Origin of the sequence: Paenibacillus sp. DMB5 (genome assembly GCF_001517085.1) — a bacterium.
Classification (GTDB): Bacteria; Bacillota; Bacilli; order Paenibacillales; family Paenibacillaceae; genus Paenibacillus_AQ.
The window spans coordinates 71,105-89,092 of the sequence record NZ_LRAC01000087.1 but is presented as its reverse complement, the minus strand read 5'-3'; the positions used below and the strand labels follow the sequence as shown (position 1 = coordinate 89,092).

The window sequence follows — 17,988 nt, the reverse complement described above, 5'->3', positions numbered from 1 at the left end:
TCTCCCAATCTTTTATTTAATATAAATATAAATTAATTCATATAAATAAATATGATACTGCTATACTACTCTATCCGGCGCCCATTTCTCAACTGTTATTTACGCTTAAGGTCATATGCCCCATTACCATCTCCCTGTAAAAAAGCTTGCAGGCACATACACATCAGCACAAGCCGTATCCGCATCCCTGTGTACTATAAAGTAAATAGGAAGCGAGGTGATCCTTGATGGGAAATTCAGCAAAAGTCCGCAGTCAGGCCAAGCAGCTGAAGGGCCGCAAGGTCTGCGTTACGCTGCATGACGGACGGACGTATGTGGGATGGATAACCGGCTGTGAAAAAGAGGCGGTGGTCCTCTCCGCCCAACCGCGCGCCCGCAAAAAAGCGGGAAGAGCCTCCACGGACCGCGCCAAGCAGGCGGAGGTGTCCGCTTTTATGCCGCTCCTGGGGCCGCTGCTCGGCGGCCTGGGCGGAGCGGGCGGCGCCGGAGCCGGACTCGGCGGGCTGGGCGGGCTGATGGGCGGCGGGCTGCGCTTCTTCGGACTGATCCGCCGGCGATACCGGTCATGAAGATGGGCTATGGCATGATTAAGCAGATCCGGCCGTTTATGACCGGGCTGAAGGGACTTATGAATAAGGAATAGCAGTCTTAGCTTGTAAAACGGTAAAAAGGCCGGACAGCGGTCTCCTGGAATCAGGAAAACCACTGCCCGGCCTTAAAGTGCCCGGCAGGCTTATTTCATGTACATATTCACAAGCTCATAGCTTCTCTCTTTCGTGGTGCTTGCCAGCACAGACACATATTCCAGCGGCTGCATCGTGCCGCCTTCATATTTAGCTGCCGCTTCCTCCGCTGTTTTATCCCGGTAGGTGATCCACTCCAGCTGCTTCTCCTTGAGCTCAGCCATTTCACTCTCGGAGAGCAGGCTCTTGAGCGCAGTGTATACTTCGTTCAGAGCCTTATCCCAGCGCTCATATTCCTTGGTTGCAGCCTCGGTCATGGAGGCGGTTACCCCGGAATCATATTGCTCCTGCAGATCGCTGAGCCCGGCTTCCACAGCATCCAGCTTATCCAGGTACTTCTGCTTGACGGCGGAAGCTGCCGGCGTCTGCTCAGTAGCCGCTGTTGCCGCCGGGGCCGTTGTTGCCGTTGCCGCGGCTGCCGTTTCTTCCGGCGCAGCGGTAGCCGGAGCCGTTGCTGCCGGCGCAGCCGTCTCCTGTACGGCCGGGTCTGATCCGGCCGAATTGGTATTCTGCTGAGCGTTATTCCCGCAGCCGGCCAAGGCCAGGCTGCACATTATCGTTGTTAGCAGTATAGCTTTTTTCATGTCGCACTCATCTCCCTTGAAGTAGTAGTCAGGTTGTCAAATCCTAAGCGGCTGTATCTTTAAGACGGAACCGGGAGCCGGATAGTTGCTTACCTGTTATATAACCAAAAAAAGCAAAAGGCACTCGGCCGGGGCCGGAGTGCCTTTTGCTTCAGGGTTGGAAACGGCGCTTAGAGCCTTATCCTACACCAGTTTAAATTCGATAGCTTCCACCTGCATTCCAGGCTTCACATGCTCCAGGGTCAGCTCATACAGGCCGGCTTCCAGCTGTGCCTTCACCAGCTTCAGCTGAATCCAGCGGCCTTCAGTACCGTTCGTCTGAACGGTTGTCACCGTCCGGCCGTTCAGGTTCAGGTTGCATGCGCTCTGCGCCAGCTCGGTATCCGGGGACATGACGCGGGCAAACAGCCGGTATACTCCGGCCTGCTCCACCTTCAGGACGGCCGTGCCTTCTGCAGTCAGTGTAACCTGTCCCTGGGCGGACAGCGTCTGTGCCTGTTCTGCCGCCAAGGCCGGCGCAGCTGTAAAGGACTCAACCGTCTCTTCGATCACTTGCTCTCTGGAGGAGACCGGCGCCTGAAGGATGAACTCCAGAATGTTAACCGCGCTGCGCTGCAGCTCTCCGCGGGTCAGCGTACCATTCGCCAGCGCCTCAATGGTGTTATCGCCGTAAGCGTTGGTTTCCGCACCGTAGTTGCTGACAACCATATACAGGTCATTCTGGGCACGGACCATCCAGTTTGTGTACTTCCGGTCAGCCGGGCCTCCCTCGGCACAGTCGTTCATTACTGCCCACCAGTCGGTCATCACGATACCCTTGAAGCCCCATTCGCCGCGGAGAATGGTTGTATTAAGGTCGTAGTTGGATGCCGCCCAGTGTCCGTTAACCGGATTATAAGAGGTCATGATTGAATTTGCTCCGCCCTCTTTAACCGCAATCTCAAAGCCCTTCAGGTAAAGCTCGCGCAGGGCGCGTTCCGATACAACAGCATCCACCTTACTGCGGTATTTCTCCTGATTGTTGCAGGCGAAGTGCTTCAGCGTTGCACTTGATCCGCCTTTGCGGATCCCGCGGGTGCAGGCTGCGGCGAATACGCCGGAGACCAGCGGATCCTCGGAGAAATATTCGAAGTTGCGCCCGTTCAGCGGGCTGCGGCGGATGTTAAGTCCAGGTCCGAGCAGCGTGTCAATGTTGTTGCGCAGCAGCTCCTGTCCCTCCATCACATACAGCTCTTCGACCAGATCCGCGTTCCACGTTGCCGCAAGCAGCGTCCCGATCGAGACCTGGGTCGCCTTCTGTCCGCTGTCCATCCGGATACCGGACGGGCCGTCAGATGTACAGGCCACCGGGATGCCATAGCTGTACAGCGAATCGGTTACGCCTCCGAAGGCTGAAGCTGTTCCCGGTGTAACCAGCGGGCTGCTCATGCCTTCGCCTCTGACCAGCGCAGCCAGGTCCTCATCGCTCAGCTGGGCAACGAACGCTGCCAGGCTGACCTTGCCCTCCTGCACATCGCGCAGCTTGTAGCCCTGGTCACCGGTCTGCTCCAGACTCTGCGGCAGGTTACGCTCAATGCGCTCGGCCAGCGAAATCTTCTGCTTGGGCGCTTCCACATAGACAAGCTCATAGGAGCCGTCCGCCCGGCGGGCACCCGGCATCATTCTGGTGAAGCTCTCCGAAGGCGCCAGCGCCTCCTGCAGCTGCTCCACTACCTCGAGTTCCTCCTGCACATATCCCTCTTTGCCTTCAAAGCCGACAGGCACAGCCTGCTTTACACTTGTCCCTGCGTACAGCCGGTAGGTTCCGGCTTCCAGCACAAAGGCCGAAGGATGGCCTGTCACTCCGGCATCATCATAGGACGCCATAGTCCGTAGCTCGAAGCTGAGAGCAATCGTCTCGGATTCACCCGGATACAGCACCCCGGTCTTGCCGAAGGCCGCCAGAACCCTTGCCGGTTTACCCAGCTTGCCCTGCGGGGCTTCGTAGTAAGCCTGTACGACTTCTTTTCCGGCATAAGTACTGCCAGTATTGGTTACGGTTACGTCGATCCATGCATAGGTTTTCTCATCCTTGGTGAACAGCTTGGCTTCTTTCGGTTCTACACTGAATGTGGTATAGGAGAGCCCGTAGCCGAATTCAAACTGGACCTTATCCGGACAAAACGTCTCAAAATACCGGTAGCCCACATAAATATCTTCCTGGTACAGGTTCTTGAATTCGTTGCCGTAATTGACCGTCGACGGATAATCATTGATTGAATAAGCAATGGTGTCCGTCAGCTTGCCGCTTGGCGTAACGTCTCCGGCCAGCACGTCGGCAATCGCATTGCCGCCTTCCATTCCGCCCTGCCAGGAGTAGATCACTGAAGAGATCGGATTGGTATAGCTTTCATCGTTCAGCCAGCTCATATCAATAATGTTCGATACGTTCAGCACGACGATGGTTTGCTCGAAATAGGCCGTCACCTGCTTCAGCATCGTCTTCTCATCCACAGTCAGCTGGTAGCTTCCCGCCGCATCGGCATTATCCTGGTCTTCGCCGGCAGTGCGTCCGATGACGATGATCGCCTTATCCGACACGCTTCTGGCCTGCTTCACCAGTTCATCCGTCAGCGGCATTTCCTTCTGGTGCCACGGTTCAGCAGCCCAGCCGCCGCCGCCGTTGTCAAACGGATGCTCCTGAATCCATTCCTCATAGACTGCAGCCAGCTCTTCATTGACCTTAATATTCTCCTTGCTGCGCAGCCCGTCCAGCAGGTTCGTTGTATATGCTACATTCACGCTTCCGCCCGATCCTGTACCGCTGCGGTAGTAATTCACTTGGATTCTGCCGAAAACTGAAGCGGTTTCGTTATCACGAAGCGGCAGTACATTTCCTTCATTACGCAGCAGGACGGCGCCCTCTGCAGCTACTATTCTGCTGAATTCAGCAAAGCCTTCCAACGGAATTCCGATTTTATCAGTGCTCAATTTGTTTCCTCCCGGTTGTAAGATCCCTATCCTTTGCAGGTTCTCCCCTTACTATAAAGAATACCCTTACAAGAATCAAAGGTTTGATTGGATTTACAGCCATTTTTCTGAAAAAGAGGGCCGAAGCCCTCTTGTTTCAGGTATGCCGGGACCAGCAGCTGACCCCGCTGACCGTGTTATAACCGCCGCTGTCAGACTGCTGATCCTGCAGCTGCAGCGAAAGAGAGCTTTGTTCCAGCTTCACCTGAAACAGCTGCTCCAGATGATGAATCCCCGGCTTGTTATTCCCTTCCTGATAGATCGTTCCGGCCACAATTGCAGCCACCCGGGCAGTGATTTCTGCTTCCTTCAATCCGTGAATTACATATTCGGAGCGGGCCGGAGCCCCGTTCTTCAAGCCGGAGCCCTCTACCTTGACGGCATATTGCTCACTGCCCCAGCGGACGCGGCCAAAACCGGCTACAGCCGCCCGCCGCAGCCATCTGCCCTTCAGGAGCCGGAGCAGCCCGAGCTTCTGCAGCAGCGCAATGCCTGCCGTGGCCGTCCTTGAATCAAAGCACAGTCTGGTTGATACCGTCGGGACGCGCAGTGTCCGGGCCAGCGTCCGCTGGTCTGCGAACGGAAAGCGGTAGGCCCGGCGTCTGCCGAGTCCTGTCCCCCAGTCTGTCAGCAGGCCGTCCGTAAAGCTGTTTACCCGCACCCTGCTGCCCTCCTGCAACACCTCAAACTGTGCCGACAGGTTATCTACAGTCCATTCAATTGCCGCCTGGCCATGGCTGTCGCCGAGTCCCAGCAGAATGCCGATGTCCAGCTGCCGCACCTCATCTAATGAGCGGACGGCTTCACCCGCCAGCAGGTTGGTCAGCCCGGGAGCCAGCCCGACGCTTAGCACTGCAGCCGCTGTATAATCATGTCCGGAGCTGGCCAGCTGCTCCATCCGGCTAAAGAATTCGAGGCTTGCCGTGACATCTATATAATGAATTCCCTCTCTCAGACAAGCCTCTGCAAAGGAGGTGTCCTGCTGATCCAGACACATCACGACCAGCTTCACCTTCTGCAGCTGCTGCGCAGGGAAGGCCTCAGCCGCGTCAATCCGCATGGGCCTGATCCGGCCTCCGGTGCTTCTGCTGAACCTTTCTGCACGCTCTGAATTGCGGCCTGCGGCATAGACAACACCCGGAAATCTGCTATCCAGCAGCGTACAGATTTGCCCGCCCACATGTCCGTATCCGCCTATTACAACAATTTCTGTCCTCATTGCATTTGCTCCTTAGCTTATCTGGTAATGGATTGTTGATGGGTTTGCCCTATTCATTCTGCAGCTGTTCTTCCGGAAGCTTACCGCTTGAGCGCCATCCATCCGTCGATCAGATAGGAGCCGAAATATTTCGTTAAAAGCATGAATCCGGCCTGCTCCAGCAGCAGCTCCATTTCCTCCGCCGGAAGCGGATGGGAAGTCACTCCGAAGGAAGAAGCGAAGGCCTCCCATTGCTCATGCCCTACCCCGTTACGCAGCATATGCAGCCTCCAGCCAGCCATCTGCACACGCCAGGCCTCTGAAGCGGGGTCGCCGTTTATGGCCGAGATAAACAGCGGCGCATTCGTTTTCAGCCGGGCTGAAATGGCTTGCAGCAATGCCAGCTTGTTCTCCCGCCCCTGTACAAAATGCAGCACCAGCATGCAGGTTGCAGCATCATACTCTCCGCCGCCGCTCCAAGAGCGGAGATCGCCCTGATGCAGCTCCGCCTGATCGGCCAGCCCGGCTGCAGCAATCCGCTGCCGGGCCGTCTCCAGCATGGAAGCTGAAAGATCCAGACCGCAGAAATGCCAGTCCGGATGGCTCCGTCCGAGCGTAACAATCTCCTGGCCGCCGCCTGCACCCGCGACCAGCAGCCCGGGCTGCTCCCGCTGGTCCAGCTGCGCCGTCAGCAGAGTATCCATCAGCTCATACTGCAGCTGATAGCCTGGTATTTTGCGGCTGATATTGCTTGTATACCGATCGCCATCCGCCTGTTCCCAGGGGTTAGCTGTCCCATTCGTAGCCTTGTTCATAGAATCCCTCCGTTTGATGATCTGCTGCGGTAAGCTATAATAATAACTACTAATAATTATCAGAGCTGTACCGGCTGCGCACCATCCCACATAACTGGGATTTATCACAGCCCCCGGGCAGACACAACCAATCCATGTACCGCGAAAGGGCCGGAGTATGAAAGAAGCAACTGCCGCAATGGCTAGACTTTTGCAGGAGCTGGATCAGCAGCAGCAGCTGTCCTCCCTGATGTACAGGGAGATTATGCTGACCCGGATCAGAACAGGCCTTAGCTTTGACGCAGCCTGCTGTACGACCGTCGATCCGCAGACTCTGCTTACTACAGGCGCTATTACCGAGCAGGGACTTGAACGCATCCATGGCGCCCTGCTGACAATGAATACTTGCATGACGACTATAATAAGTTCACAGAGCTGGCCCGCTCTAACGCAGCAGTTTCCTCGCTATGGGAAGCCACAGGCGGCCGGCCGAAGCTAAGCCGGCGTTACCGTGAGGTGCTGCAGCCCGCGGGCTTCGCGGACGAGCTCAGGGCTGCGCTCAGGATAGGCGAAGCCTGCTGGGGATTCCTGATCCTGTTCCGCAAAGAGGAACAGGGACCGTTTCAGCAGGAGGAGCTGCAGTTCATCCGTGATATTGCCCCGCTGATTGCGGGCCGCCTGAAGGCCAAGGCGCTGAGCCAGGCCGCTCCTGCTGATTCCGGCGGGCAGCCGGAGGAAGGGATTATCATTCTGGATGACGGGCTGGAGCCGGTGAGCCTCAACCCGGGAGGGAGCTATTGCTGGAGCAGCTGCAGCGCATGGAGCAGCAGTCCCGGCCCGCGCTGCCCGGGCCGGTCAGGGTCGTCAGCCTGCGGGCGCTGACGGCGGACGGGCGGGGTCGGAGCGGAGTGCCCGCTTCCGGCGAATCCGCAGCGGCAAGGGTTTGCCTCCGCGTCCCTAACGGGCGCTTCATCAACATCACCGCCAGCAGGCTGGACGGCCCATCCGGTCTTGTCCAGCTGGCCGTTTCCTTCACAGCGGCCAAGTCTGGCGACCTGCTGCCTATGATTACCGAAGCCTTTGGCTTCACGGAACGGGAAAAAGAAATCGTCCATCATCTGTCCAGGGGACACTCAACCAAGGAGCTGGCCCAGCTCCTTCACATCTCTGCCTATACCGTGCAGGATCATCTGAAATCGGTCTTCAGCAAGGCCGGGGTCAGCAGCCGCCGGGAGCTCATCTGGCTGCTCTACTCCAGGTATCAGTAATCCGCATGACCCGCTGCACAGCAAAAAGGACGCCCTCAAGCCAGTCTTAAGACGGCTGCTTGGGGCGCCCTTTTTTTATTCTATTAAGACTAAAGCCCTTATCTGCTCTTTACGTGTCCGGCCACCAGACAAAAATGCAAAAAAAAGAAACCCCTCTTTGGCAACCCGGAAGCCGGCCAGTCTGCCGCCAGTCTTTTGTAAGGAGAGGTTTACTTGCCGATGATCCTTGATAAGTTCGTTCATCCGCCTTGTTCGGATGTGTGAAATAACCTGCCTGTTAACCTGAAATACTGCAGGGCTTATTTTCGCCTGGTCGTTTTCATCATCCGGTTATACATAATCAGTGCAGCAATAACCATCCCGATCATAGCGATGCTGCTGGCTGACTCCTCTGACATGCCGAACAGCAGACAGATTGTCGTTACCAGCGATCTCGTCACCAGGACAACCAGAATCAGCATGATCGGCCGCCAAATATTATACTTCCTCATTCCCGCAACACTCCCATTGTAATTTTGGCAAAGCTCTTTCTATCTCTGTTAGTTGCTATTATAGCATAAGCAGGAATGCGGTTACATTTCTTCCCTCCGCTCTATGTGCAGAATTAGCCCTGAAATAGAACATATTGATGCAATCTGCAGCAATTGTTTCGGTTAATTCAAAAGTTATGTTCCATATTCTCCTTGTTTTTGTTCCTTCAGGCGTTTTTGCCGATCTGGTATTCTTGAAATGCAAACATAATATTAGGGTTTACACAGGGAGGTTGTCGCTTTTGAAAAAGAAAAGATGGCTCACCGGATTCACATCGCTTGTTCTGACTGCAGGGCTGCTTGCGGGATGCTCAGGTAACGGCAATAATTCAACGGCTGCAACTGAAAGCGCTGGCACCAGCAATACACCCGCCCAGTCATCAGCTCCGGTTACACTTAAAATGTGGGGCGGAGTGCCGCCGGAGTCCGGCCCGCAGCAGGTCATCGACCAATGGAACAAGGAGCATCCGGAGATTCAGGTGGAATACGTCCGCTTTGTCAATGATGATGACGGAAACCTCAAGCTTGATACGGCGATGATTACCGGCCAGGATGTCGATCTTTTCGTCAGCTATACGGTTTCCCATGCCGCCAAACGGGTCGAATCGGGTCTGGCACTCGATCTCAGCCCGTTCACTGACTACAATATTGATGAAAAGATGGGCGCAGATGCGGCCAGCTGGAAAATCGACGGCAAATATTACGGTGTCCCGACTACCAAAAGCCCGTTCTTCATCGCCCTGAATAAGGATGCTCTGGATGCTGCCGGACTGCCGGTTCCGAAGGAATGGACCTGGGATGAGCTGCGCGAATATGCGAAAAAGCTCAAAACAGGCTCCGGCTACGGATTCATCCAGAATATGGAGCCTTTTGTCGATCCGATTGACTCGGTGCTGTCACAGGAGGGCTATACCAAAGCGGACGGCAGCTCTAATCTCGATCATCCGCTCGTTACCAAATGGCTGGAAACACTAAACACCATGATGAAAGAGGATAAAACCACGCCGCCGCTCGGTGAGCAGCTGACCTCCAAAATGCCGGTGGAACAGGTCTTTCTCAGCGGAGAGGTTCCTATGCTCAACATCGGGGCCTGGCTGCTGCGCAGCTCCAACAATTTTACCGACTTCCCGCGTGATTTCAAAATCGCCTTCGCGCCTGTCCCCCGCCTCGCCGATAGCGCTGACAGCTATGTGACCCGCGGAGGTCTGGGTGACTATATATCGATCAATGCCAAGTCCAAAAAGCAGGAAGCCGCATGGGAATTCCTGAAATGGTACTCCGACGGCGGCATGGCGCCTATGGCCGCAGGCGGAAGACTTCCGGCATCCAGGGATGCCAACCAGGATGACGCGCTCAAAAGCCTGCTCGGCGATAAAAGTGACACTTACGATCTCGACTCCCTGATGTACGTTATGTTCGACAATACTACCCCGACCTATGTGCGCAGTCTGGCACAGGAGGTTATGGATATGCGTTCCCAGGAGTATGAGAAATATTTCCTCGGCTCGCAGACCATTGATCAGACTATCAGTGCAATGGTGAAGCGGCACAATGAATATCTGAAGCAGAATAAATAAAGGACTTTCCTCAGACGGGAAGAGGAGGATTGCCATGAAAGCTGCAGTCCTCCTCTTTTTGCTGCCAGGAAGAGCTGTTCAGACAGCCCAAGGAGGAATGAAATGATTTACGGCCAGATCGAGCTGCACAATGTAGAGGAGCTGGTAAGCGTAGCAGGCCGGCCTGGCCTGCTGCTGCAGCGCGTGCCGGAAACGGTCCGGACCGGCCTGACGGAGAAGGGGCAGGCCCAGATCCGCCGGGCTGCCGCTATCGAGCTCCGTTTCGCCTCAGAGGGAGACAGGGACTCTGTCACCCTGGCCAGCTACGGCGGCCCAAGCAAAGTCCAGGTGTTCTACGGGGACTATTGGATGGAGGATTATGAGATTCACGAAACGCCCCAGAGAATCTGCATTACCCGGCCGGAGCCGATGTTCCAGTTCGCTGCGCCCTGGAGCGGACAGGTTCCTAGAAGCGTTTTCGGCCCCGTCTGGCGGATAGTAGTCCAGGGGCATGAGGTGCATCTGGTGGAGGCAGACCTGGATTGCCCCCGACTTCCGCTGAAGCATGAGAAGCCGCAGGGCCGGTATTTGGCTTACGGTACCTCCATTACCTTCGGCATCTCCTCTTCCTCCCCGGACCTCTCCTATACCAGCCAGGCCGCCTGGAGGCTGGGACTGGATGTGCTGAATCTCGGAATGCCCGGCACCGCCTATTGCGAGCAGGCCATTGCCGGCCACATTGCAGCCCGCAGCGACTGGGATATCGCTTCGTTATGCCTGTCCATCAATATGCTTAATCAGGGTGTTCCCGCCGGAGCATTCGCCGCCAAGGCGGGGTCCATGCTCCGGACCATCGCCTCTGCCCGGCCGGATAAACCGCTCGTCTGCATCAGCCTGTTCCCTAGCTTCGCCGACCTCGGCTGGTCCTGGCCGGATCGTGAGGTGCAGGCAGCAAGCCATGAATACAGGCAAGCACTGGAGGAAGCGGCAAACGAATCCGGCTTTCCGAATGTCCATTATATAGACGGCCGGGAGCTGCTCGATGACTGGCGGGGCTTGTCGCACGACCTGCTGCATCCGGCTAATCACGGCATGATTCAGATCGGTGAACGGCTGGCCGCCTTCATGCGCCCCCTGTTAGCTGATCACGGGCACGGAAACAACTAGCTGCAGAGCGTTAGAGAGGATAGAGCGGGCCCTGCCCGCTCTATTTTTACGCTGTCAACTGCCTGCGATAGAACAAATCTATGCTTTTTCCGGGCGGGACCGCGCATTTCTGCAACAAAACCCTGCAATTCCGGCGGAGCCGTATACGGACTTGCGGATATGCTATAATCTAAAGCAAAGGTTATAATTAAAGCGCTTACTATCAACAGTGTTCGGGGAGGGCATCCGGGTGCTTATGCTAATCCGCTATCTGGTTCCGCAGAAATTGAAGTACCGTCTGTTTACCGCCTTTGTATGCCTGATTCTTCTGCCCTTCTGTGCCCTCAACCTGTATAATTACCAGCGTATCGAAACGCTGGTCCAGAAAAAAATCAGCCAGCAGAGCCACTACCAGCTGGAGCAGATGTACCGTACGCTGGAGGATCAGATCAGCATCGCCTTCAAAACTCTGATTTTTCTGCAGCAGGATGATACCGTGAGATCGGTGCTGCTTCATCCGGAGCAGCGCAATGAGCTGGAGAATAAACGGCTGATGGAGAATATTTTCAAGAATCTGAACAACAGCTTTTTCCTGTATAATCCTTCGGTTTATTTTATGATTCTGGATTTAACTGAAAGCGCATACACCTCTTATCCGCCTAAAAAACCGCTTGTCTATAGTGAGCTCCGCAGCAATTCCGGATTCGACCGGATGCTAATGAATAACAGCTCATACCGCTGGGTACCGAATGACAGCAATTATGTACTTAGGGACATCTCTACCAGCGCATATCTGCTGTCCCTGTATGCCTATCTGGAGGATACGCAGAATACAGCCTACGGAATGGCACGCATCAGCATTGACTATTCCTATTGGCTCCGCTCCATTCATAAGCAGTCCGATCTGCAGCAGCAGTATTTCCTGATTACCCGCTCAGGAGAGAATATTTCCCAGTCTGATCCCGACAGCGAGCTTCCGGAGGAGGTCAGGGCAGGAATTGCCGGACATCCCGGGCAGCAGTATTTTATCGACAAATCCTCTAATTCGCTCATTAATTATATTTATGTAGAATCTCTGGACTGGTATATCGTCAACCGTATTCCCTTATCGGTACTGTTTGTTGAGATTGAGGGGCTGAAGCAGCAGTATTTTATTACGTTTTTTGCGCTGATGGGTATTTTTCTGATGATGACCTTTGTGATCTCCACTACTATTACCCGGCCCTTGTCCCATCTGCAGAACAAGATGAAGGCGGCAGTACACAAAAACCTGAAGATCCGCCTGCCGGAGCATAAATTCAGCGGTGAAATTCTTGATCTGACCCGGACCTTCAACACCATGCTGGACGATACCCATCTTCTGATACAGAAGCTCAAAGCGGAGGAGCGCCAGAAGGAGGCGGTGCATTTTCAGATGCTGCTGGCCCAGACGAACCCGCACTTTCTGCTCAACACGCTGAATACGATCAAATGGATGGCAATCCGTGAAAACAATGAAGAGATCACGAACATGACCCTTTCCCTCGGCAGGCTGCTGGAGGCCAGTCTGAACACCGACAATGATCTGATTCATCTAAAAGACGAAATCGAGCTGGTGCAGGCCTATGTGCATATCCAGCAGTTCAGGTACCGTCACAAATTCGAGGTCACTTATGCGTATGACGACGATATTCTGTTTGCGCTTGTACCCAAGCTGAGCCTCCAGCCGCTGGTGGAGAATGCCATTGTCCACGGAATTACCGCGCTGCCTGGCAGCGGGTTAATCGGGATCTTCATAAGCCGCGAAGGACACCGGCTGATTGTGGAGATCAGGGACAACGGTGTCGGCATGGAGCAGGCCGCGGTGAACAGGCAGCCGCGCAAACGGCCGGGCATCGGATTAAGCAATATAAGAGACCGGCTGCGGCTGCTGTTCCGGGAAGAAGGTACGCTTGAGGTCCTCTCCTCCCCCGCAGGCGTGATTGTCCGGTTCACCATTCCGTTTCTGTTGTCTACCCCATATGAGCATAGACAGCCGGTTTAGCACCCACTACCATCAGGGGAGGTTATCAAGGATGTGGAAAGTATTGCTTGTTGAGGATGAGGTGTTCGTGCGGGAGTCTGTACGGGAGATCATCGCCTGGGAGGAGCTCGGCTTCACCGTGAGCGGAGAAGCGGGCAACGGCGCAGAGGCGCTGGACATGATCCGGCGAGAGGTGCCTGATCTGGTCATCAGCGACATTATTATGCCGGAGATGGACGGTGTCGAGCTGCTTAGAAGAGCCCGGGAAGAGGGCTTCACCTCACGTTTTGTAATGCTGACCTGCATGAATGAATTCGAGTATGTCCGCCAGGCGATGGAATACGGCGCCTCCAATTATATCCTCAAGCTGTCGATGAGCGTCAACTCGCTGCGCGAGACGCTGCAGAAGATCAGCCAGGAGCTGGTGAAGCATGATGAGGCTGCCCGCCGGAGCCATGCATCAACAGCCGTAGAACAGGTGCCAGCTCACGAAGAGCTGACCACCCATCCGGAAATTCAAAAGATTCTGCAGTATCTGCATGCCCATTACAGCCAGGACATTACCGTTAAATCGATGTCGCAGTATGTCATGATGGCCGAGAATTATGTCAGCACGCTCTTCAAAAAGAAGACCGGGCAGACGCTGATCCATTACCTGCATCAGGTCCGCGTAACTCAGGCTATCGAATATCTGATCCACTCCGACCTGCCTGTCTATGAGATTGGAAACCGGGTCGGGTTCGTGAACGACAATTATTTCATCAAAATCTTCAAGCGCCTGACGGCCCAAACCCCCAGCCAATACAGGCAGAGTAACAAGGAGAAGCCGCAGCCGCTCAGCATATAACTGAATATTTTACCGTTTGAAGGGAATGTCCCACAGGCCGCCGCGGCCGTTGGGGCATTTCTTTTTTGTATAGAACAAAACTAAGGAATCCCCGCCTCTTCCCCCGGTGAAATGTATATTTCTGTAGCATGAACTCGTTGGTTTTGTTCCTTAATGGTTCCCCCGCTGCTTGTTATGCTTGAGGTGCAAATAAAAGACTCGAAGGAGTGGGGCTATTGTGAAGGCATCCTGGATGAAAAGACAGTCGTTTCTGGGCTATCTGTTTATCGGGCCGAATATGGTTGGCGTGATTCTGTTTTTTATCATACCTGCTGTCTATTCGTTCTATCTGATGTTCACCGATTACAAATTTATGAGTCCGGACACCCGGTTTATCGGACTCGCCAATATTCAGAGAATGCTGGGTGATGAAATCTTCTATACGGCGATCAAGAACACGCTGCTGTTCCTGCTCTCTGTGCCGATTTCCATTGGGCTTGCTTTCATTGTCGCCGTTGTCCTGAACCGTTCGGTGTATCTAAAAAAGCTGCTCCGCGCCCTCTATTTCATGCCTTATATCACAAGCGGGGTCGCTGTAGCATTCGTCTGGATGCTGCTGTTCCAGCCCAACAACGGGCCGATTAACGGCATCCTGCGCTCTGTCGGTATTGCGAACCCGCCCGGCTGGCTGTCCACCATGGAGTCCTCAATCTATGCCATTGATATCATCTGGGTCTGGTTCATGCTCGGCTATAACATGATCATCTATCTCGCTGCGCTGCAGGAGGTATCCTCGGAGCTGCTGGAAGCCGCCCGGATTGACGGGGCACGCACCTGGCAGACGGTCCGCAGCATTCTGTGGCCGCTGGTCAGTCCGACGACCTTCCTGCTGCTGATTACCGGACTCATTATGTCCATCAAGCAGTTCGGTATCATTCAGGCGATCACCCAGGGAGGGCCGGGCAACAGTACAACAGTATTGTCGCTGTTCATTTATCAGAATGCCTTCCGCTATTACGAGATGGGCTATGCGTCCGCAATCTCCTGGGCCCTGTTCCTGATTATTATGATCTTCACTGTCATTCAATGGCTGGGCCAGAAACGCTGGGTTCACTACTAAGGAGCTGAGAACATTGAACAAAGCCGCCGTTAACAAAAGCATTGCCACACTGATCATGCTGTTTTTCAGCATCGTGATGATTGTCCCCTTTATCTGGATGATCAGCACCTCCTTCAAAACACCGGCTGAGGTCTTTGAGTATCCGGTGCAGTGGATTCCAGGCCATTTTAACTGGAGCCATCATGTAAAGGTCTGGACGGGGGAAAACAGCTTTGTGCTGTATTATCTGAACTCACTTAAAGTAGCTGTGCTGAGTACGGCAGGCGCAGTCTGCCTGTCCGCCCTGGCCGCCTACGGCTTTGCCCGGATTGAATTCAAGGGCCGGAACACAATGTTTATGATCTACCTGTCCATGATGATGATTCCGCCGCAGGTGCTGTTCGTGCCCAAATTCATCATGTTTGACTGGGCCGGCATCTACAATACGCATTGGGCGCTGATTCTGCCCGGAATGTTCACAATCTTCGGAGTATTCATGATGCGGCAGTTTTTCCTCTCGGTGCCCCATGAAATTTCGGAGGCGGCGTTTATCGACGGGGCAGGGCATTTCCGCATCTTCACGCGCATTATCCTGCCGATGGCTAAGCCGTCGCTGGCAACGCTGGCGATCATCGACTTCTCCTGGCACTGGAATGATTATGAGAATGCGCTGGTTTTTCTGATCGACCATGATCTGTTCACCGTGCCGCTTGGCCTGCAGAATTTCATTCTTGAGAATACCGTGGACTATAACGGCATGATGGCGGCTGCGACCGCCGGCATTATCCCGATGATTGCCGTATTCCTGATCGGCCAGAAATATATCATTGAAGGTGTCGCCAGCTCTGCCGTGAAGGGCTGACCCCTACGGATGAAAGGAGTAATGAAGCTTTATGAAAATGGAGCATGTAAAAAGTGATGTTACTGTCGTCGGCGGGGGACTGGCCGGGGTATGCGCTGCGGTTGCAGCCGCACGTTTAGGAAGGAAGGTGGCGCTGGTCCAGAACCGCCCGGTACTGGGCGGCAACTCCAGCAGCGAGGTGCGCGTATGGGTGTGCGGCGCAACCGCCCACGGTACGAACCGCTATGCCCGGGAGACCGGGATTATGGGCGAGCTGTTCGTGGAGAACCAGTACCGCAATCCGGATGGCAATCCTTATTTATGGGATCTGGTTATTCTTGAGACTGTTCTTGCCGAGCCGAACATCACACTGTATCTGAATACCGATGTGCATGAGGTCGATGCCTCCGGCGAAGAGGATGCCCGTCAGATCACATCGGTTACCGGCTGGATGATGGGCTCCGAGCGCAGAATCGTCTTTGAAAGCCCGGTCTATCTTGATTGTACCGGAGACGGTCTGATCGGCTTCCTGGCCGGAGCCAAATTCCGGATCGGCCGGGAAGCGCGGCATGAGTATAACGAAGAATGGGCGCCTGAGATCGCCGACGATGTTACACTCGGCAGCACGCTGCTCTTTTATACTAAAGATGCCGGTCATCCTGTCAGATTCATCCCGCCTTCCTTCGCCAAGGATATCTCGCAGACCAGCATTCCGCTGAAGCGGGTGATCCGCAGCGGCGATTCCGGCTGCCATTACTGGTGGATTGAGTGGGGCGGAGAACTGGATATCGTGCATGACAATGAACGAATCCGTGATGAGCTCTGGGCGGTCATCTATGGAATCTGGGATTATATTAAAAATTCCGGAAAGTTTGATGCGGACAGCATGACGCTGGAATGGGTCGGCTCCCAGCCGGGCAAGCGTGAATACCGCCGATTTATCGGTGATTACACGCTGAACCAGAACGATATTATCAGCCAGGAGCCGTTCGCTGACCGGGTTGCCTTCGGCGGCTGGTCCATTGATCTGCATCCGCCGCAGGGTATGTATGCTGAGGCCAGCGGGTCAAAGCATATGCATGCCGACGGCAATTACCACATACCTTACCGCAGCCTGTACTCGGCCAACGTGTCCAATCTGCTCTTTGCCGGGCGGAATATCAGCGCGACCCATGTGGCCTTCGGGACTACAAGAGTCATGGCGACCTGCGCCATCATGGGTGAGGCTGCGGGAACAGCTGCCGCCCTCTGCGCAGAGCAGGGCATCACTCCCCGTGAGCTGTCACGGGAGCACACGCCGCTGCTGCAGCAGACGCTCCTGAAGCAGGATGCCTCTGTTCTCGGCGTGGCCAATACCGATGCTGCCGATCTGGCCCGTCAGGCTAAGGTTAGCGCCTCCTCATACCTATCCCGGATCGCTGTGGAAGCGGCCGGGGAAGGGTACGAGCTGGACCGTGACATTGCCGTGCTGCTCCCTGCAGATCCGGAAATCAGCGGTACGATCGAGTGGCTGCTGGATGCGGCGCAGCACACGGAGCTGAAGGTGGAGATCTGGAGCACCGGCCGGGCCGAGAATTACGTGCCGGCTGCGCTGGAATACGAGACCACCGTTTCAGTCGAAGCCGGCGGCAGGCAATGGGTGCCTGTCCCGGTGGACTGGGCTCCCGCGCAAGCCCAGAACGCCTTTATCATCGTGCGGCGTAATCCTTCGATCAAGCTGTATTTAGCAGATCGCCCGCTGAGCGGAATGCTTGCCCTGGAGCGGGGGGCGGCGCCAGCAGTCTCCGCCAATCTGGAGGATCACGACAGCAGCCAGCCTGTTGTCGAGTGGAGCACCAAGCGTCTGAACCGTAAAGTCTTCTGCCTGCGCACTTCATTCTCTACAAGCGCCTACATGCCCGGTCATGTTATAGACGGATTCCGCAGGCCGTATGGCGGCCCGCATCTCTGGCTCTCGCAAGCCCTTGAGCAGGACGCGGAGCCATGGCTGGCCCTGGAGTGGACCGGGAAGCAGAAGATCCGCGAGATTCAGCTTATTTTTAATGATGATGTCCAGGAGGATCTGATCAATCTGCATCATCACCGCACTCCATTCGAGGTGATTCCTGAGCTGGTACGAAGCTACCGGCTTGAGTATATGGACGATGGAGGGAACTGGGCGAGTATACTTAGTGAGCTCGATAACAGGAAGCGCAAGCGGATTCATTTGCTCGAGGCTGCGCTTGAAACCCGGGCCATCAGGATAACAGTGACAGCTACTAACGGGTCTCCGTTTGCAGAGATTATTGAAGTACGCGTGTACGGCTGATTGTCTGGCTGAATATCCGGTATGTCCGAAGATATCAGAAGGCAGCAGTTCTCCTTTGGGGGGACTGCTGCCTTCTTTTGGCTG

Annotated in this window: 17 protein-coding genes; 11 read left to right on the top strand and 6 right to left on the bottom strand. The window is 54.9% G+C overall.

Annotated elements, in window-relative coordinates:
- Positions 1–227: 227 nt before the first annotated feature.
- Positions 228–569, top strand: coding sequence for an LSm family protein (locus AWJ19_RS08595; RefSeq protein ID WP_347231092.1), 342 nt, complete (start codon positions 228–230; stop codon positions 567–569).
- Positions 570–733: 164 nt separating this feature from the next.
- Here AWJ19_RS08595 and AWJ19_RS08590 read toward each other — a convergent pair whose 3' ends face one another.
- The 4 genes from AWJ19_RS08590 to AWJ19_RS08575 form a co-directional block, all read right to left on the bottom strand.
- Complete coding sequence (locus AWJ19_RS08590) at positions 734–1,327, bottom strand: lysozyme inhibitor LprI family protein (RefSeq protein ID WP_068722906.1); 594 nt, start codon at positions 1,325–1,327, stop codon at positions 734–736.
- A gap of 183 nt (positions 1,328–1,510) precedes the next feature.
- A complete protein-coding gene (locus AWJ19_RS08585; protein WP_068722904.1) occupies positions 1,511–4,297 on the bottom strand; it encodes a glycoside hydrolase family 3 protein in 2,787 nt (928 codons plus the stop codon).
- 136 nt (positions 4,298–4,433) lie between these two features.
- Positions 4,434–5,555, bottom strand: a complete 1,122-nt coding sequence (locus tag AWJ19_RS08580) for a saccharopine dehydrogenase NADP-binding domain-containing protein (RefSeq protein ID WP_068722902.1) — start codon at positions 5,553–5,555, stop codon at positions 4,434–4,436.
- An 80-nt stretch (positions 5,556–5,635) separates the two neighbouring features.
- The gene (locus AWJ19_RS08575; RefSeq protein WP_082707779.1) at positions 5,636–6,349 is read right to left on the bottom strand and encodes a class I SAM-dependent methyltransferase; all 714 of its coding nucleotides are present in this window, start codon (positions 6,347–6,349) and stop codon (positions 5,636–5,638) included.
- Positions 6,350–6,527: 178 nt separating this feature from the next.
- On the opposite strand from AWJ19_RS08575, the gene AWJ19_RS35735 reads away from it, so the two are divergent.
- Genes AWJ19_RS35735 through AWJ19_RS36405 form a run of 3 tightly spaced genes read left to right on the top strand, consistent with a single transcriptional unit; the run spans position 6,528 to position 7,596 of the window.
- Positions 6,528–6,827 carry a hypothetical protein gene (locus AWJ19_RS35735; RefSeq protein WP_198536523.1) on the top strand — a complete coding sequence of 100 codons (300 nt, stop codon included), beginning with the start codon at positions 6,528–6,530 and terminating at the stop codon, positions 6,825–6,827.
- Between the two features lie 17 nt (positions 6,828–6,844).
- Positions 6,845–7,210 (top strand): GAF domain-containing protein, encoded by a 366-nt coding sequence (locus AWJ19_RS33950; protein WP_082707777.1) that lies wholly within the window; start codon positions 6,845–6,847, stop codon positions 7,208–7,210.
- The gene (locus AWJ19_RS36405) at positions 7,126–7,596 is read left to right on the top strand and encodes a helix-turn-helix transcriptional regulator (protein WP_241781659.1); all 471 of its coding nucleotides are present in this window, start codon (positions 7,126–7,128) and stop codon (positions 7,594–7,596) included. Before AWJ19_RS33950 ends, AWJ19_RS36405 begins: the two co-directional genes overlap by 85 nt.
- A 75-nt stretch (positions 7,597–7,671) precedes the next feature.
- On the opposite strand, the gene AWJ19_RS35160 is transcribed toward AWJ19_RS36405, so the two are convergent.
- Both AWJ19_RS35160 and AWJ19_RS08565 read right to left on the bottom strand, forming a co-directional pair.
- Positions 7,672–7,839, bottom strand: a complete 168-nt coding sequence (locus tag AWJ19_RS35160; RefSeq protein WP_157889971.1) for a hypothetical protein — start codon at positions 7,837–7,839, stop codon at positions 7,672–7,674.
- A 56-nt stretch (positions 7,840–7,895) separates the two neighbouring features.
- On the bottom strand, positions 7,896–8,087 hold the full coding sequence (locus AWJ19_RS08565; protein WP_068722900.1) for a hypothetical protein: 192 nt from the start codon (positions 8,085–8,087) through the stop codon (positions 7,896–7,898).
- 281 nt (positions 8,088–8,368) lie between these two features.
- On the opposite strand from AWJ19_RS08565, the gene AWJ19_RS08560 reads away from it, so the two are divergent.
- The 7 genes from AWJ19_RS08560 to AWJ19_RS08530 all read left to right on the top strand — a co-directional run bounded on the left by AWJ19_RS08560 (position 8,369) and on the right by AWJ19_RS08530 (position 17,904).
- Positions 8,369–9,703 carry an extracellular solute-binding protein gene (locus AWJ19_RS08560; RefSeq protein WP_068722898.1) on the top strand — a complete coding sequence of 445 codons (1,335 nt, stop codon included), beginning with the start codon at positions 8,369–8,371 and terminating at the stop codon, positions 9,701–9,703.
- 102 nt (positions 9,704–9,805) lie between these two features.
- Entirely contained in the window at positions 9,806–10,849 is a 1,044-nt protein-coding gene (locus AWJ19_RS08555) for a GDSL-type esterase/lipase family protein (protein WP_068722896.1), read from the top strand.
- Between the two features lie 235 nt (positions 10,850–11,084).
- A complete protein-coding gene (locus AWJ19_RS08550) occupies positions 11,085–12,851 on the top strand; it encodes a sensor histidine kinase (RefSeq protein ID WP_241781662.1) in 1,767 nt (588 codons plus the stop codon).
- Between the two features lie 31 nt (positions 12,852–12,882).
- On the top strand, positions 12,883–13,677 hold the full coding sequence (locus AWJ19_RS08545; RefSeq protein ID WP_068722891.1) for a response regulator: 795 nt from the start codon (positions 12,883–12,885) through the stop codon (positions 13,675–13,677).
- A gap of 217 nt (positions 13,678–13,894) precedes the next feature.
- A complete protein-coding gene (locus tag AWJ19_RS08540) occupies positions 13,895–14,776 on the top strand; it encodes a sugar ABC transporter permease (RefSeq protein WP_068722889.1) in 882 nt (293 codons plus the stop codon).
- Between the two features lie 55 nt (positions 14,777–14,831).
- Positions 14,832–15,617 (top strand): carbohydrate ABC transporter permease, encoded by a 786-nt coding sequence (locus tag AWJ19_RS08535; protein ID WP_068722975.1) that lies wholly within the window; start codon positions 14,832–14,834, stop codon positions 15,615–15,617.
- A 31-nt stretch (positions 15,618–15,648) separates the two neighbouring features.
- Positions 15,649–17,904: an FAD-dependent oxidoreductase gene (locus AWJ19_RS08530; RefSeq protein ID WP_068722887.1), complete on the top strand. Its 2,256-nt coding sequence runs from the start codon at positions 15,649–15,651 to the stop codon at positions 17,902–17,904.
- Positions 17,905–17,988 lie beyond the last annotated feature (84 nt).